At 29.8% G+C, this 17,867-nt stretch carries 14 protein-coding genes and 4 tRNA genes; 4 read left to right on the top strand and 14 right to left on the bottom strand.

Going from position 1 to position 17,867, the window contains the following annotated elements:
- Positions 1–16: 16 nt before the first annotated feature.
- The 6 genes from bcp to MPAN_RS07565 form a co-directional block, all read right to left on the bottom strand.
- Positions 17–472, bottom strand: coding sequence for a thioredoxin-dependent thiol peroxidase (bcp, locus tag MPAN_RS07540; RefSeq protein ID WP_176239237.1), 456 nt, complete (start codon positions 470–472; stop codon positions 17–19).
- A 170-nt stretch (positions 473–642) separates the two neighbouring features.
- Positions 643–1,923 carry an RNA-guided endonuclease InsQ/TnpB family protein gene (locus tag MPAN_RS07545; RefSeq protein WP_176239238.1) on the bottom strand — a complete coding sequence of 427 codons (1,281 nt, stop codon included), beginning with the start codon at positions 1,921–1,923 and terminating at the stop codon, positions 643–645.
- A 170-nt stretch (positions 1,924–2,093) separates the two neighbouring features.
- Positions 2,094–2,178 (bottom strand) — tRNA-Leu (locus tag MPAN_RS07550).
- A gap of 65 nt (positions 2,179–2,243) precedes the next feature.
- Entirely contained in the window at positions 2,244–3,800 is a 1,557-nt protein-coding gene (locus MPAN_RS07555; protein ID WP_176239239.1) for a hypothetical protein, read from the bottom strand.
- Positions 3,801–3,907: 107 nt separating this feature from the next.
- A tRNA-Gln gene (locus tag MPAN_RS07560) sits at positions 3,908–3,981 on the bottom strand.
- 9 nt (positions 3,982–3,990) lie between these two features.
- Positions 3,991–4,066 (bottom strand) — tRNA-His (locus tag MPAN_RS07565).
- A gap of 128 nt (positions 4,067–4,194) precedes the next feature.
- Here MPAN_RS07565 and MPAN_RS07570 point away from each other — a divergent pair.
- From MPAN_RS07570 to MPAN_RS07585, 4 genes are all read left to right on the top strand, one after another.
- Complete coding sequence (locus MPAN_RS07570) at positions 4,195–5,181, top strand: hypothetical protein (protein WP_176239240.1); 987 nt, start codon at positions 4,195–4,197, stop codon at positions 5,179–5,181.
- A 70-nt stretch (positions 5,182–5,251) separates the two neighbouring features.
- Positions 5,252–5,326, top strand: a tRNA-Trp gene (locus tag MPAN_RS07575).
- Between the two features lie 152 nt (positions 5,327–5,478).
- Complete coding sequence (locus MPAN_RS07580) at positions 5,479–5,712, top strand: helix-turn-helix domain-containing protein (protein WP_176239241.1); 234 nt, start codon at positions 5,479–5,481, stop codon at positions 5,710–5,712.
- Entirely contained in the window at positions 5,705–6,808 is a 1,104-nt protein-coding gene (locus tag MPAN_RS07585) for a hypothetical protein (RefSeq protein ID WP_176239242.1), read from the top strand. The genes MPAN_RS07580 and MPAN_RS07585 overlap by 8 nt, the downstream gene beginning before the upstream one ends.
- On the opposite strand, the gene MPAN_RS07590 is transcribed toward MPAN_RS07585, so the two are convergent.
- The 8 genes from MPAN_RS07590 to MPAN_RS07625 form a co-directional block, all read right to left on the bottom strand.
- Entirely contained in the window at positions 6,805–7,041 is a 237-nt protein-coding gene (locus MPAN_RS07590; RefSeq protein ID WP_176239243.1) for a tyrosine-type recombinase/integrase, read from the bottom strand. The genes MPAN_RS07585 and MPAN_RS07590 overlap by 4 nt on opposite strands.
- 11 nt (positions 7,042–7,052) lie before the next feature.
- A complete protein-coding gene (locus tag MPAN_RS07595) occupies positions 7,053–7,199 on the bottom strand; it encodes a hypothetical protein (protein ID WP_176239244.1) in 147 nt (48 codons plus the stop codon).
- 284 nt (positions 7,200–7,483) lie between these two features.
- Positions 7,484–7,798, bottom strand: a complete 315-nt coding sequence (locus tag MPAN_RS07600) for a hypothetical protein (RefSeq protein WP_176239245.1) — start codon at positions 7,796–7,798, stop codon at positions 7,484–7,486.
- Between the two features lie 14 nt (positions 7,799–7,812).
- Positions 7,813–9,159 (bottom strand): RHS repeat-associated core domain-containing protein, encoded by a 1,347-nt coding sequence (locus MPAN_RS07605; protein WP_176239246.1) that lies wholly within the window; start codon positions 9,157–9,159, stop codon positions 7,813–7,815.
- Between the two features lie 29 nt (positions 9,160–9,188).
- A complete protein-coding gene (locus MPAN_RS07610) occupies positions 9,189–9,674 on the bottom strand; it encodes a hypothetical protein (protein WP_176239247.1) in 486 nt (161 codons plus the stop codon).
- 4 nt (positions 9,675–9,678) lie between these two features.
- Positions 9,679–16,008, bottom strand: a complete 6,330-nt coding sequence (locus MPAN_RS07615) for an RHS repeat domain-containing protein (RefSeq protein WP_176239248.1) — start codon at positions 16,006–16,008, stop codon at positions 9,679–9,681.
- A 655-nt stretch (positions 16,009–16,663) separates the two neighbouring features.
- Complete coding sequence (locus tag MPAN_RS07620; RefSeq protein ID WP_176239249.1) at positions 16,664–17,338, bottom strand: hypothetical protein; 675 nt, start codon at positions 17,336–17,338, stop codon at positions 16,664–16,666.
- Positions 17,339–17,363: 25 nt separating this feature from the next.
- Positions 17,364–17,744: a hypothetical protein gene (locus tag MPAN_RS07625; RefSeq protein ID WP_176239250.1), complete on the bottom strand. Its 381-nt coding sequence runs from the start codon at positions 17,742–17,744 to the stop codon at positions 17,364–17,366.
- Positions 17,745–17,867 lie beyond the last annotated feature (123 nt).

The raw sequence follows: 17,867 nt of genomic DNA on the forward strand, positions 1-17,867 counted from the left end.
CTCCTGATTTAAATATCTAAATTAATACTTTTAATATTTCAGCTGCATTCTCTTTTGGAGATGCCTTTTCAAAAACGTGAGTAATAATACCTTCTTCATCTAAGATGAATGTTGAGCGATTAACGCCCATATATTTTCTGCCATACATGCTTTTTTCAACATATACACCAAAATATGAACAAACTTTTATATCTTCATCACTTAATAAGATAAATGGTAAGTCATAAGTTTCTACAAACTTTTTATGGCTTTTTACACTATCTTTTGAAATACCAATGACAACGATATTGTTTTTCTTAAACTCATCATATGTATCCCTAAATGCACAAGCTTGTGTTGTACATCCTGATGTAAGATCTTTGGGATAAAAATAGATAACTACCTTTTTGCCTCTATAATCACTTAAAGTGTGTAATTTATTTTCTGCATCGAGCAAACTAAAATCTTGAACTTTTGTTCCTACTTTTAGCATCATATTCCTCCATTTAAATAAAACGAGCTTACCATTAGATATTATAACTCATTTTATGTTATTTTTTAAGGGTTTTTCAGAATTTCACATATATTTATTTCATATTAAAAAGATTATAAACATTAACCTTCCAAAGAACAAAGGTTGATAAATCAACCATTTAAACATACTCACCCAAATAGATATGTACGTTTCGGCGTGTTCACACCACTATACCCTAACTTTTTAGTTTTGGGGTTACCTTTTCTTAAAATATTAAGCGCTGCATTTAAATCTGCGTTTATTTTTTTACCTTCTTTTGATAGATATAATCCTCGTTTAATTCTTTTACCACTAAAACTATGTTTTTTGTAATCTAATTCAGGAATTATATCATTATCTAAATAGGATGCTTTTGAGGTGTAAGATTCATTTATAACTTTTGAATTAATTCCATATTCTTTTGCTAAATAAACAATTCTATCTCTAAGTTTAGCTAAAGGGATTGACTTTGCCATTTGATTATATTGTTTGCTTAGTACTATGTCTTTAAAGTCTTCATTGTACCCTATAATAATTTCACCAACACTATTAACTAATGCATGATTAATTATGAGTCTTGCTGCTTTATTAATTCCATATGTCATTTGATGGTTTCTTTTATCAATAAGTCTAATCATTTGATTTGTTAACACATTTTGATTTGGTCTTGTACTTGATAAATGACTCATTCTTTTATGATACCACTGGTTTAATGATTTTAATTTTTTGCCATCAATTAATAAATGATTTTCATTCGTAACTGCACAAGTTACTAAATTATTAAATCCTAAATCAATTCCCATTGTTTCTGTTTTTAGATTAATTCCACATAAAACATCTTCTTCTATATATGTATGAATAACCTCAATGTATTTGCCATCAAATCTTTGTTTAATGGTGATTTCTTTTATTTGTTTATTTATTATACATTTTGGTGTTTCTATTAATATATTTAATTCATCTAATATGTTTAATGAACTATAAAGATAATTATCTTTTTTTGGTAATATAAAATACTTTGATACACGTTTTATAAAATTACCGCGAGGTAATTTATAATATTCGTTATCTGGTTTATAAACCATTCTATCTATTATAGAGTAATATCCAAACTTATCAAGATATCTAGGTAATCTTACTTTCATTTTATTGTTCGAATTTATAGAACCAAAAAAAGCTTTCATTGCTTCATCTACTTTTTTGATAACTGCTTGTGCTTGTGAGGTGCTAAGTGTTCGATAGTTATCGCTTGATTTTAGCAAATGATAATTATCTTCATATGTTAAATATGTTTTAGTATTAAAAAAATGTTGTCTAACATTATACAATGCTTCATTATATAAATTCTTTGATGCCCGCATCAATAAAAGTAAAAATGTTTTTTGATCTTTATCTAACTTTAGTCTTGTTTTTATAGCTTTATATCTCATGTTTTTCACCTCCTATTCATGTCTCCATTATACCATTTTTGTGGCTAAAGTAGTACAAATAAAAAGATATGAGAACTTTTAAAAACTGAACTGGAGTTAACATAAATAAATTGACAACTTAGATTTTCCTATTAAATAAAAAAACGACAAAGTCGCTTCTTTTTAATAGTTGGTGCGGGTAACAGGAGTTGAACCTGCACGCCGTAAGGCGCTAGATCCTAAGTCTAGTGCGTCTGCCAATTCCGCCATACCCGCGCAAAAAGAATTATACCCTTTTTTTATAAAAGTGTCAATTCTTTTTTTAAACTTTATAGATATTTTTATTTTTTCTTTCTATATATAATCAAAGCCCCTATTGCAGCTATAGGAATTAATGATAATAAATAAATTGTCTTAAATTCAAAGCCGTTTTCATCCACAACATCCATTAAGATTCTAGTTTGATAAACTTCATCTTCTACTTCATAATTTAGATATACATAATACTGACCTTTTGTAGATGATCTTAGAGAGTATTCATTATGGTCTATTGATAAATTTTTAGCCACAATACCTTCATCTTTTAATTTTAATGAAAGCCAGCTTATAATATCAGATTCACTTTTTATCTCTTCAGGTGTTACTGTAATGATATACGCTTCATTGATATTAAATTGTGGTCCTCTATTATCAATAACATGGATATATACATCCTTTATGGTTGTATTTGAAGCATTATCGGTAGCTGATATAGTAATTTGATATACACCTGGGGTAGTTTGTTGTAAATATTGATCACTTGTAATACCAATACTACTCTCGTTTAGTGCAATATCATCAGTTATATTATAATAACTTAAAATTTCTGCATGTGTAAGTGTATCGTCTGTGACATACAAATATATTTCATCGGTTCCTTTAATTACAGGACCAACTACATCTATAAGATCTATATCAAATGTATGTGTTGTTAAATTGCCACTTGAATCTGAAGCTTCAACAGTCATTTGATATGTACCTATCTCATCTGCAGCACTATAGCTATCTTGCGTAATGATTAAATCTTGATAGTCCAGATCATCAACATTATCGCTTACACTTATATAAGACTTTATAGTATTTAGATCAACCTTGTCAACTAGTGATACTTCTATAGGCTCATCAATAGTTATTATAGGTGCTGTTAAGTCTTGAACTTCAATGGTTAAAAAGAATGCTTTTTTTATTTGATTATAATTAGCTTCATAGATCATTTCGTAAATACCCGGTAATTTATCACTAGTTGAATATGTATCGCCTGTAATATTCAAACTAATTGATTCATCATTATAATTTGTCGCATTAATATATGAGGATATCGTTTCTGTTGTTAACAGTTGATCATAATTAATAAGTAAGCGTCCATAATGTTCAATTTGATCATCTAAAGACAAATACGGTTCAAATCCAAAAAAATCTTGATACTCCCCTTCGTATAAAACAATTTCATAATTAGGTGATATATAATTTGTTGGCATATGTATAATATCTATATTTAAATACTCCGCAGTATTATAAAATTCAACATATACTCTATGGTTACTCACATCTTTTATGTATGAATACTCACGGACTTCATATCCAGGTATGTTTGTTATTTCCATAACTTTAGTTTCAATATCTTCATAAAGATACTTTAAAAATGCTTCACTCATCACAAATGTATACGTGGTATTTGTTTTAACTTTAAAAGCCTCTTGTGTTTGATATGCGTCATCTACACCAATACTTCTAAACATCATACTCAAATCAAAATAATTTCTCCCCACTGGTAAATTTTCGTAATTTGCATAACTACTAGACTTAAACATTGTAATACTTAATAAGAATAACATCAAAAAAATCATTGTTTTTTTCATAATCTCTAACCTCCTAATTCATAATAAGGTTTTATTGATCATTTTACTTTTTTAATAATATAAAAAGAAAAAAGAAATGATTTCTCATTTCTTTTATATCTTTTAAATGGTAGGCCCAGCTGGATTTGAACCAACGATGAGGGAGTCAAAGTCCCTTGCCTTACCCCTTGGCTATGGGCCTGTAAAAAAGTGGGGCGGCTGAAGGGAATCGAACCCTCGCGTCTCGGAACCACAATCCGATGTGTTAACCACTTCACCACAACCGCCATGTCTATTGCGCAACTACTATTATACAATATATTTTAGATTTGTAAAGTAAAATTGTGTAATTTTTTTGATTTGGTTGCCTATTTTTACGATATACTGTATTATAGTTTAGGAAAGGTGTGATTTTATGATGAAATGGATTGGACGCTCGATATACGTCCTTGCGATTGTATTTATATCTGTAATTATTTATAGATATGCATATACTGCTAAATTACAAGAATATTATGATGCAGAAATTAGAGATAATATTAATGATGATGAAACCTTACTTATAGGACTCAATACATTATTAACTATAGATTATTATAGAGAATCACCTATGCTTTATCAATATGTAAGTGATACTGGAGATTATCAATTTACACTATCGTCTTATGCCATTGGCATTACATACGGAGATGTTTCATATGATGGACTAATGTTTGTAATTAATAATTTAGCAATTATGGAAGATGGCGAGCTTATTGTAGATCCAGTTTTAAAGATAACCGTCAATTTGAGTCATAATACTTTGTTAGTTGAAGATGAGTATTCAAATATGGGTAGTGTTTATTATGATCCACTCATACCTTTTAGTATTTATAATGTACCTGCTCTATTTTTATTTGATGCAGAAAATTATTTATTAATCCCTAATGATGATGACAATGCAAGCCCTGAATATGCAACTATTGAAAATATTACTTTAGAATATTCAAATGGTGCAGCTAATGATGATAATGAATATCTTTTTAATGAAATCCCTTTATTTGTTGGATCTAAAGTTGAATATAGAGATGCAGCTTATTTAAAAGATAGCACATTTAATATTGATCCTGATTTATATCAAATTAATGATGATTTTGGATCAGATGGTTTAAGTACTGATAATATAGCTACTTTCAATTTAGTAACTGAGCAAGATGATTTAACACCTTATAATGGAGCGATTTGGAGAATCATGGTTATTTATATTTTACTAATCATCGTGATAACTTACTTCTTATTCTTCCATAAGATGCTGATGGGTCATCTTCAATACAAAAAGAGATTAGCAGATAAAGAAATTACAGTTAAAAATCCTGAAGTTATATTCAAGGATATAGATACAGATACAAAAGACGGAAAATAATTTTCGTCTTTTTCTTTGTTTTAACAATTGCATTTTAATCCTTGATTATGCTATACTTATACATGCTGTTAGGGATATGGTGTCAATGGTAGCACAGCGGTCTCCAAAACCGTTAGTACGGGTTCAAATCCTGTTATCCCTGCCAATTTAAGCAAGCATCCTAGTTTAAACACCCAAAACGTTTAAAAAACTAGGATTTTATTTTATTTACCTTGACAACAAATGGTTATCTTTAAATAAATAATAACAAATAGTTGTCAAAATGTCAACAACTATTTTAAAAAAGGAGATGTTGTTATGAAAGCACTAAGATTAAAAGAATTCAGGGAGACTAAAAATCTTAGCCAGCGAGAACTTGCTCAACGCCTAGGTATAACTCAGGCTTATTACTGGAAATGGGAAATCGGCAAGTCTTTTCCAAATGCAAAACAAATTTTGAAACTTTGTGACACACTAGAATGTTCACCTAATGATTTGTTTGGGTTTAAAGGTGTTCATGCTGTAGTAATTGAAAGATTAGAACATGATTGAAAAGAACCAAAAGAAAATATTCTATCTAGATACTAATGCTCTATATTATATACTGGGATTATCTACCAATAAAAAAGTAAAGATTGCCAAACTTAAAAAACTAACTCATACAAGTGCTATCTCTTTAAATATACTGAGTATATTTGAACTACTAAATAATATAAACAACACAGATAAAGTAGAAATTATAGATAAGCTAAATGGCTTATCTAGTCATATTTTAATAGCTTGTCCCGCCTTTTTAAAAGGGAAAATAACTTATAAAGAGATTGACATGCTTTTATCTGTTGATCATTATTCTATAGTGATGCCAAAACTCACAAAATATACCATAAAATATATATCTTATGAATTTGCCTATGTGATTACACTCGCATGCAGTATAATACCTCAAATGTTTCTATACTTTCCAGATTACAATTCTAATCACTATAGAGTCGATGAATATGAGAAATCACTTGAAGTGCATACGTATCAACTTATTCAAAAATTAGACAGGCTAATTCAAAAAAGGTTATTAAGTTTATATAAAAAAAATGGTTCTATTTCTGAAAAAGAAACAGTTTCCATTTTTAGGTTAATATTGGTAAATTTATCAAATCATTTGGTGACTTTTGCTAATCCATATATTTCAATTATTAATTCTTCTTCAGATGGGAAAATTTCTTTTTTCAGATTAAGAAAGAGTTTGCTTTCTAATATAAAATCACTAGATTTCGATTCATTACTTGTCGATAATAATTTAAATTTCAATGATGTAAATTTGCTTAAATCGTTTAACATTGATAAAAGCATAAGTGAAATATTTGATATCTATTCTAATAAATTCATTACTATGGGTGGATATACTTTTAATAAATCAGAATTGGTTGAAAAGTATTCCTTGGAATTTCTCAAAGATATTTTCATCAATTCTCAAAAATTATATATAAACGACTTAATAGATATGGAAATCATCAATGGTTACTTAAATAACATTGCTTCAAATAAGTCATTATTCATAACTTTCGATAAAAATGTAATAAGAAAAATGTCTTCTTTGTATTCGCATAATTTTCAAGATTCATTGGACATGATAGAATCACTGCAGATTTAATCTAATTCATATTTTTCGTACATGTTTTTTATATGCCTTTTTTCTGTATGTTGATATCTTTGTGTAGTCTCCATGTTTTTATGTCCCATAACTTCCATAACTGAAACTATATCCGCACCAGATCTTAACCACAAAGTAGCCAGTGAATGTCTAAACATGTGGGCATGCAATTTATTCATGCCAAGGCTTTCCCTAAGTTTTCTCATGTAATTATCAACATCAAAATAATTCACAGGTCTATTTTTTAAGATATTATGTAATAGATACTTGTGATTTGATCATACAAAACAAATAAAATCAAGCTGACTAGTAATACAATTACTGCTATTCCAACTACTAATAATGGTCTTCCTACAAATCCATTATAATATTCACTATATTCAAAACTCATTTCAATCACCCCATTCTATAACGCTTTGGTCATTCCAAGAATAGTATGTTACAGATACACTAAGCCCAGGATTTGAAATCGTAATAAAGCTTCCTCGAGGAGCGTTTTCATCATATATATATCAAAACTATTATTCATATCTGGAGTAAAAGAATGACCAACACCAACAAGACTTGATACTGCACCAGTAAATACACAAATGAATCACTGTTTCATTATAATCTTCATTTTTCCTATGATATACTCTTCAAATATAAAGCATTTATTAAAACTGAGCTGAACACTCATTTCAAATATTTATCAACAAACAACCAATTAGAAAGGGTATTATCTATCAAATCAATTATTTGATATGCATCGCAATAATCACTTAAAAAGAGATTACACCATTGCATCAAATTCTCCAATATTTTTGATTCAAACTCGTTAATTTTTAATTCATGTCTAGTGAACTCATATATTGCTCTATGAAGTGCCATGCAGGGTTCATTATATAATTCTATTTCTTCATTATTATATAAACTCTTTTTATCATTAAGTCTTATTGATAAATTTATATTCATTCTTATAACTAATTCTTCCATTTTTTCTTTTCTCATAATTTCCTCCAAAATCAATTCATCTCATACCTTGTAGAAATTGGATAAGCAGTAATTAATCTTCCATTTTTCCCCATTACAACTCTCATATATACATTATCATAATAACCATTATAAACAATTCTTGGTCCTTGTACTATACGCTCAGATTTTGGAGAAGCAACAACTGAATTAATAGCTTTTTGAATTTCCATATGATCCCAATTTTTTGGAAATGATGTTTTCCCATTTACCCCAGGGTATAAATGTCCTCCACCTCTACTATCTCCATAAATTGTATGACTTAAACCTGAATCCATCATATTCCCATTAATATATGTTCCTGTCATCCAATTATTAGTTGGTCCATAAATACTAATCATATTCCCCATTCCAGAATTTATTCCAGTTTGAGAAATATCATTAACTGGTAGGGAACCAGTAAACCTAGATCCTCCTCCACCTAGTGTTCCTCCTCCACCAAATGGAGTTCCTACTCCACCACCAGTTGCACACCCATACAAACTTTCTGATGTGTTTCCATCATCATCAGTATATAAATAACAATATCCACTAGGATCTACATTCATCACAGGATTATTCTCTGTATATGTAAACATATTATGTCCTAATACAGAATTACTTGCTTTCAACATACCATCTGCATTGATAAATCTTCCTGTTTCAGGATTGTAATATCTTGATCGCAAATAGTATAATCCGCTTTCTTGATCATAACGATATCCTCTATAACGATAAGGATTTGCATTTGCTAAAGCTGAAGATGTTTGAACAGTGATATTACCGTATGCATCATATCTATAATATACCCCAGTATAACCATCAGAATCAATGAGATAAGACACATTTCCAAGCGCATCAAACATATAAAAATATTCAGATCCATTATATCTCATAGAGATTAAAGAGCCATCTACATCATATGTATAATAGATTTCATTAGTTCCATCTGTTTCATATAATACTAATGATCCATTCAAATAATAAGTTGTTGTAACTGAACCTACAGTTTTTGAATCTCTGATTCCATCTTGATTGTATGTATATGTTGAAGTCATAGATCCAATTGTTTGTGATATTAAACTGCGTCCTTCCCATGTGAATGACTTGTCATAAGATGTACCTCTGGTATTATCTATTTCAATAACATTACCAGAATTGTCATATGTAAAAGTTAAAGTATAACTCAAAGATGAGTCAACAGCATCTGTGTATACCATGCTACTGATCTTATCTTTCCAAGTAGAATCATAATCATATACTTCAGTTTGTAATGGTGTAGGTAATGTATTGTTACCTTGAGCAAAATTATAATATGATTGCGTAGTTAGATTGCCATAATCATCATAAAAATTGTACACATCTTATTGGATGGGTTATGTGAATTTAATTATGTTTCATCATTGGTTTCATAAATGGATAGAATAATCTTTGATTTTGGTAAATATGTGATATTGACTTGGTCTCCAACTTCAAATTCTCCAATATCCATTATATAATAGCTAATATTATTGATAGTTATATAATCTGGGAAAACTCTACTACCGTCTTTATATAACTTAAAATCAGAATTTGCCGGTTCTATATTTGTGATAACTCCATTTACATTTCTAGAATCTGATTCTTTTTCAAAAAGTAAATCCATATTCATATGTCTTATTGAAATCATGCAAAGTAATAAAAAACTAATTATAGACCAATATAAATGAAGTTTTCTATTTCGTCTAAAGGGGGTTATTTTTGACTTTTTTAATGTAAATCTATTTGGAAACATATGAACAATAATACCCCACGATAATACAATCACTCCAAATAATGCGAAAACTAAGGCATTACCCACTAATTGAATCCAATATGAACTATATTCAAAACTCATTTTTTTACTCACCCCAATAATAAATGAAGTATGGTACTTCTTCTTCATCTACCAAATATAACTGATATGTATAAGAAAAGTGCGAAGTGCCAAACGTTATGAAAGTGGTTCTTGGACCATCTTCAATGTAAAAATCTAACACTTCAATGTCCACAGACCACGCATGACCAGCTCCTAATAATTTACCAGATATGGATGTAGACATAAACTGGCCTTTATAGTCTCCTGGTTTATCATAATTATCTACAAATCCAATATCAATTGATAGTGGCGCATCTGAAATGTAAACACCATAATGCAGATAAATCTCAATATACTGATCTGTGAAATTAATGACAATTGCTATGCCACCACCTACAATTAGTCCGCCTGTGATATCAATTACAACCGCTAAATCATCAGTATTTCCTGGTCCCCAATTACCACCATTCATTCCAGGATATTGATCATATGGATTACATCTTGGTCTCCATTCAGGATTAACTGAATCACCATTAGCATTTGCTAAGCAATATCCACTAGGATCAACATTCATCACAGGATTATTCTCAGTATAGGTAAACATATTATGTCCTAAAACTGTATCACTTGCTTTCAACATACCATCTGCATTGATAAATCTTCCTGTTTCAGGATTGTAATATCTTGATTGCAAATAGTATAATCCGCTTTCTTGATCATAACGATATCCTCTATAACGATAAGGATTTGCATTTGCTAAAGCTGAAGATGTTTGAACAGTGATATTACCGTATGCATCATATCTATAATATACCACAGTATAACCATCAGAATCAATGAGATAAGACACATTTCCAAGCGCATCAAACATATAAAAATATTCAGATCCATTATATCTCATAGAGATTAAAGAGCCATCTACATCATATGTATAATAGATTTCATTGGTTCCATCTGTTTCATATAATACTAATGATCCATTCAAATAATAAGTCGTTGTGACTGTGCCTACAGTTTTTGAATCCCTGATTCCATCTTGGTTATATGTGTATGTTGAAGTCATAGATCCAATTGTTTGAGATATTAAGCTGCGTCCTTCCCATGTGAATGACTTGTCATAAGATGTACCTCTGGTATCATCTATTTCAGTAACATTACCAGAATTGTCATAAACAAAAGTTAAAGTATAACTTAATGATGAATTGAGTACATCTATGTATACCATGCTACTGATTTTATCTTTCCAAGTAGAATCATAACCATATACTTCAGTTTGTAATGGTGTAGGTAATGTATTGTTACCTTGAGCAAAATTATAATATGATTGCGTAGTTAGATTGCCATAATCATCATAGGCATAGGTAAAAGTATAATCGTCTATTTCGTTGTTTTCTCTAATAAGTTGGTTGTTTTCATCATAATAGTATTCCATGATATCGGAAGAAAAATCAGTTATTTTTGTAATATAGCCTTGCTCATTATATTCCATGGTTTGTGTAATATAGTGATGACCATTGGTTTGAGTGATTGTCTTTATTCTTCTGGATACATCACCATAAGTAACATCAACACCTTCATAATAACTATATAAAACTGTATTAATTGTTGTAGTATTTAGTGTTATGGATATATCAACTAATCGTCTTAAGTCATCTGTTTCAAATGTATAGTTTTTAGTTACATCACCAAATTCTGTGTTGTCGTAGATTCCAGATGTTAAATTGTAATTAAATGTTGTAGTTCGACTATATCCTTCAATATCAAAAGTATAAATGTGAAGATTTCCTGCATTATCATAATCATACGAAATAACATTCCCATCTTGATTTGTTACTTTTCTGATACGTCCTACAAGGTCATAATTATAATAATATTCTTGATTATCTCTTAAATCTTTCAATACTGTAAGATTACCTGATTGATTATACTCATATGAATATCTTTGTACATAGTGATCGGTTTCATAAAACCATAAGCCCTCAATTTGATTTTCATCATTATAAGTTATTTTTATTTTATCCCCATTACCAAAAATTTCTTCAAAAATTCTACTTGTTTCATAGGTTACATTGCTAGCGATATCAGTATCATAAGTATATTCTTTTAGCATAGATCCAGAAAAAGTCCCTTCAGTTCCAGTTCCAATGTAAACATATTCCAATCGATATAAATCATCATATTCTAGTTTGTAAGTCATACCATTCATTTGAATTTCATCAAGCACATCACCCGTGTAATGATAGGTGATTGTTGAATCATCTTTGGATATAGTTTTTATTCTGCCTTTTTCATCGTATGTGTAGTTTGTTGCTATGTCTATTTCATTATCAAATGATGTTAAAAGTCCATTAAGCAGTCCCCTTGTATATTCTATTTCACTTCCAAATTCATCTGTTGTTTTAGAAATGTATTGACCTTGGGTTGTATAATACAAATAATTCTGATAGTATGATCCATCAACTACACCGTCATCATTTGCATCTTCTCCAATTTCAACTCTATAGGCCTTATTATATTCATTATAAGTTATTGTTGCAGCGACATTGTTTTGTGACACATCTTTAAATAAACCTGAACTATAGGCCCCATAATATGTAACCTTATTATTTTGATCTGTACTTTGATCAAGTAAAAATCTGTTGTCTTCATTGTATTCATTGAAAATCACACCACTTGATTCAGGTGTGCGAATATATTCTGTATTCCCATATGCATCATAGCTATATTCGGTTCCAAAAGACTCATTATACATTTGTATACCATCAAAATATACTGTACCTTCACCTCTATAATATACTTTTACATTGATTGATGTAATAGTACTATCTACATATATTTTTGAAGCTTGATATTGCCATGATTCGATATCTGAGTCAAATTCGTAGTAATACTCATCTGAATTTGTTCCATCAGAAAGTGTCACGTAAATTCCAAAGGCTCTACCATCTGGATTTTGATCATAATGTTTATCTGGTGTTACATCACCTTTAGCCCATGCAGAAATAATATAATTACTTCCTGCTTCAAATTCTGAACTTGTCAGTGTGGTTTCAATATATTTACCTAAGTCAGCATCACCAATTATTCGAATGTAATAATCACCTAGAATACTATCATATAAATCGCCTTGTTGATTTTCAATACCATCATAAACTCGAGTTGCATTACTCAATGTCCATCCAGCTGTGTTCATCTCAAATGATGGATTGTCCAGTATATTAACTCGAGTGTCTTGAAATGCATTCGTAATTTGAATATTATCAAAGTAAGCTCGTCCATTAACGCTATTATATAGTTTTATTGTAACTATTGTATTATCAGATGTTACATCAAAATCTACTTCTAGATATTTCCATTCACCTAACTGATCATTTATTGGAGTATATTCTGTGCTCCCATCAACTGTGACAGCAAGATAGGCGTCCTCTGAAGTATCTCCATAAATGTAACCACTTAATTTATAATCATCTCCTTGATCAAGAATGATTTGTTGTTCTAGATGTGCTACTTGATTAGGATAAACAAATATATAAGCCGCCTTATCACCAAACAAACTCTGCGTAGTTAAATAACTTCCAACTGGATTTTTAAAGAAGCCTGCATTTGAATCAATAACAAAATCCCAATTTGTATCAGTACTAAGTGTATTATACTCAAAGCTATGGTTTCCAATTGGATTTAATTGAGTTTTTTGAGGAAGTGATGATTCAACGAGTTTATGATTTAAAAATAAATTTTTACTTTCAAATGTTCCAGTCCAAGGATTCAAATATCTATAATATGTAGCATTTCCAAAATCATCTAAAATATTTACTGTATGTCCATAACTATCAAATGTATACATCACTGAATTTCCTAGATGATCTTCAAATGTTGTTTGATATAACGCATATTCAACATCAATGAATCCTAGATTGTCACTACCCATGGTATATTTATATTGATCAACTTTATTTAACGTGTCATATTGGATTTCAAGATTCAGTCCTTCACTTGAAGTTATCGAATCTAGTCTATCATCTCCGCCTAGTGAATCATAATAATCATAAATTACTGTATCTGAAGATGCATTTGCCATAAATGTTGAAAATCCTTGGTATGTAGAATTCACAATATCTAAATAACTTACTTGTCCTCTATAATCCTTATGATATGTGACACTAGATAAGTTTTTGTTGTTATTCAGTGCATTTGAAGAATATTCATATTCTATAACTTCAACTAAATTATATGAAGTACAATTTCCGTCTACATCCCATGTTTGAGCAAGTTGAATTAATTGGTATTCTAAATTATCATCTGTTGAATCATATTCAAAAGATATAAAATTACCATAAAAATCAGAAACTTTATCTAATCTATTGTTAGCATCATGATGAATATTTAAAAACTGTCCTGTCTTAAGATCTTCGATTCTAACAAGTCTTCCATTATCATAGATACTTCTAATCCTATCAGGAGTATACACAATAATATCTAGATTTTGATCATTATTATAATCATCAACTACAAGAATGTTTCGGCTTCCATCATCTGCTAAGTACGTCGTTAGATTATAGTCCCTAATAAGTGGTTCATCGGTTGCAAAATCTGCAGGAACATACTCAAAATAAGTCTTACTTCCGTTCGAATTTGTAACTATTCGTTCACCAGTTGTTGCATTTACCGATGCATAACTATCAAAATTCGTTCTCCATCCTAACCCATATCCTATATTAACATCTTTAAGATTTTCACTATAATACATGCCTATGTCAATAACAAGACCGTCATGTTTTCCAAAATAATCATTTCTAACAAAATTGAGCTCTCCAGTAAAATCATTAATCATAGCGGTTCCTGCATCACCAACCGGAGCACTGTGATAAGTCCAAAAGTTATATAGTCCTGTTGTGTACTGATAACCTACTATAACATTAGGTCCAATTGTATCTCCATATTCTTCTGATGCAAAATACATATGATCGTTAGTTACTAGTGTCTGTTTGCTTAATTCAACAATACCAACTGAGCGATTATCTTCTAACCAATCATTCATAGCTTTTGTCATATCCCAGCGATAATACTCAATGCCTATATCTCCAGGATACACATAATCATAATCTTCAATAAATGTGTCTACATCGTTAAATGTATTTCTAGTAATATTGGTCCATGATGACGTATAATTGACTTTTTTTAAGTTGATTTGACAACTTAAATAGTCACAATGATTATAAGTTGTTCCATAATATGTTCTTAACTGCAGATGTGCATAACTTACAATCGCATCATCTGGAATCTCTGCGGTTGAAATTTCGATATAACTTTTATAGCTATCTATGCTGTTTTTTCCGACCATAAGAAAACTGCCATATTCAAATGCTTTTGAAGATGTGACATATTTATCTCGTATGCCTGGATTATCAGATCCATTAATCACTAAACTTGGATCAATTTTCACTGGATATGATGCTGTTTGTAACCACTCATCATTTGGAATGATTGTGATTTGATACACTTTATTACCTATATGATTAAGTTCATATGAAACATCATATGATGTATTTAATTCATCATCTATCATATATAGTTCATCAAAGGAAAAAAGAACCTCATCATCTTGGTTTAAAAATAAAATACTTCCATTTTCATCTTGAATAAGAGATAAATCTTTTAGTTTATATTCAAATGTTAAACTGAATTCTTCAATATAGTTGTTGAGAATAATATTTTCTTTAATTTTACTACCGGTTAATATATACTCAATATCCACATCTTGAAGAACTTGACTATATAAAACTGATTGATTAATATTTATCAGTTCTTTGATATCATTTGATTCTGTTTTAGATTCATCATATTTCACAGTTGATTGATTAATATCAAGAATACTCCAATCAATACTATACTTATCTAATGTTAATTTAATCGACTTATTATCATCAATTTTTTTCGGGAATTTCACTTTAAATTTATTATCCTTATTTTCTAACTCATTTCCAGTATCATATAAACTATTATTGATTTGCTTCCACTTTCCATCTTTTTGATAATGAATAACATCGTTATACATAGCTACTTCATATGTTCCATCTACTTTGCGAAATGTTTTAGATGTTTCTGTTCTCTCATCTATCATCTCAGATTCTATAGCTACTTGACTTTGATCAAAATCAGGATCATTCGTTGTTGGGTAGCTATCAAATGAAGACTGTTCTGTTATAAGTTCTTGATTTTCAATCGTTGCAGCTTGTACTTGAAATGCACTCCATGGTACTAAACTCCACAGTTGCCCAAACAATGCTAAAAAAACAAGCATTTTTGTACTTGCTTTTAACAATCTTACTAAAACCAAAATCTGTTGATTCTTTAAAGGTTCTTTCTTAAACATATTTAATTATCTCCCCTATTTTATTTTTTGAAACTAATTAAGTGCATGTTATCATGAAAAATAAAAAAAGTAAATAGTATATTTAATTATTATACAAATAGTATATTGTAATATCTTCGATAAATATATTAGACTTTATATTTTACCTTCTAAGGGATTTTGATATAAACATGAGTTTTGATACATGCCTACCGGATAAAATGTATTGTGGTAGGTGAGGGATAGGTAGGCATGCCTGTTTAAGACCGACAGGTCTTTCGTTTAAGGGTCTTTTATCTTTTGATCTTTATATCGTCCCAAGTAACTTGGATCTCATAGCGGTATCATCAGCGAGATACATATATAGATCACTGTATATCACAATAACGGTCCTCATGAAAGATACTCTGATAGAATAGATAAAATAATAGGTTAAGATAGTCTTAAAAGAGTAGTAATACAAGAGTATAGACATTTTGTGTATACACTTTCTTATTTAGGATACAGTTTCTTATTTGTATGGTATACACTTATACACAACATAAAATAAAAAAACACCTGGGCTTAATTTTACCAGGTGAATCATCTATTTCTAAGAGTATTTATAATGTTTTTGTTTGTCTTATGGTCTCATATGCGCTCTAAAACAGCCTCTATAAGAGGCTTATTTTCATATTCAGTTCATAACTACCCCCACATCAGTTTCCTCGTATATGCTTTGAATATTTGCATATATTTGTTCTTCAGATGCTTTATATGATGCTAACGTTAATTCTTCGTTTTTTTCTTCTTTGTAAAAGTATTTCTTTTGTTGGATTACTACATATGCATTATAAGCTTGTTTAAGGTTGTTTTTCTTAATGTTTACCCAGTCAACAAGCGTATACATCTTTTTACGAATGAAACGTCTCTCACGTGATTTTTTAACGCCTTTAGAATATAGTTTATTATCAAAGTCTGTGACTCTTAGATAATCTAAGATAAGAGGAACATTTAACTTCAAAATACGACCATTAGTTAGACCTAAACTAGCATCTTTCACATGGTATTCGCACTCATCTACATCTTTAACAAAGCCCATGTCTCTAAGCTTTCTCAGTGCTTGTTTGATACTGTTGATGCTCGTATCTGCTCCATAATCATTTAAAAGTCTTAAGATACCTGTATTTGATATAAATAGCACTGGATTAGTTCTATGCATGTAGATCAATAAATGGATCACTTTATTCCATACTTCTATATCAGAGTTAGCATAAAAGGAAGTTGCTCCATTCATCATATAATGCGGATGCACTTTTACATGAGGGAAATGATTTGATTTTTTATATGTTTTATTAAGTGCAGCTTGCATAGTTTAAGTTAACTCCTTTTTGAGTTTATGTTTCCATTTTTTCTAAGCTTTTAACGTAATCATCCATCCAATCAGGTTCAGAAACTGCTTGTTTCTTTTTATAGGTCTTTTTCTTTGACTTAGGACGTATGAGTTTAAGTAGTGCATCTTCGGGTGTTTTGACGTGTTTTAACCACCCATTTAATGCGGATACCATGTATTGATAGTGTGGTATATATCCCTCTTTGTACTTTAATATAAAGATTAACATGGCATTAAGTATGGCTGTAGAGACTTCCATGTGATCCTGATAAAGTTTAACGACATCTTTTTTTAAAGAATCATCTATATTCTTACAATACATGTCTAGTATGATCATGGGATCAGCCATGGCTAAGCTATAAACTTTTTCGTTGATTGTATTCATATTACGTTTACTCCAATCGTTTTAGAAATCTTTTCGAGTTTTATTCTATGTTGATCTATAATCATATCGAACACAAGTTTTCACTTCTCCCCCAGAGTTATTCTTGTGTTCTTTTTTTATTTA

The organism is Mariniplasma anaerobium, assembly GCF_016865445.1.
GTDB lineage: Bacteria > Bacillota_I > Bacilli_A > Acholeplasmatales > Acholeplasmataceae > Mariniplasma > Mariniplasma anaerobium.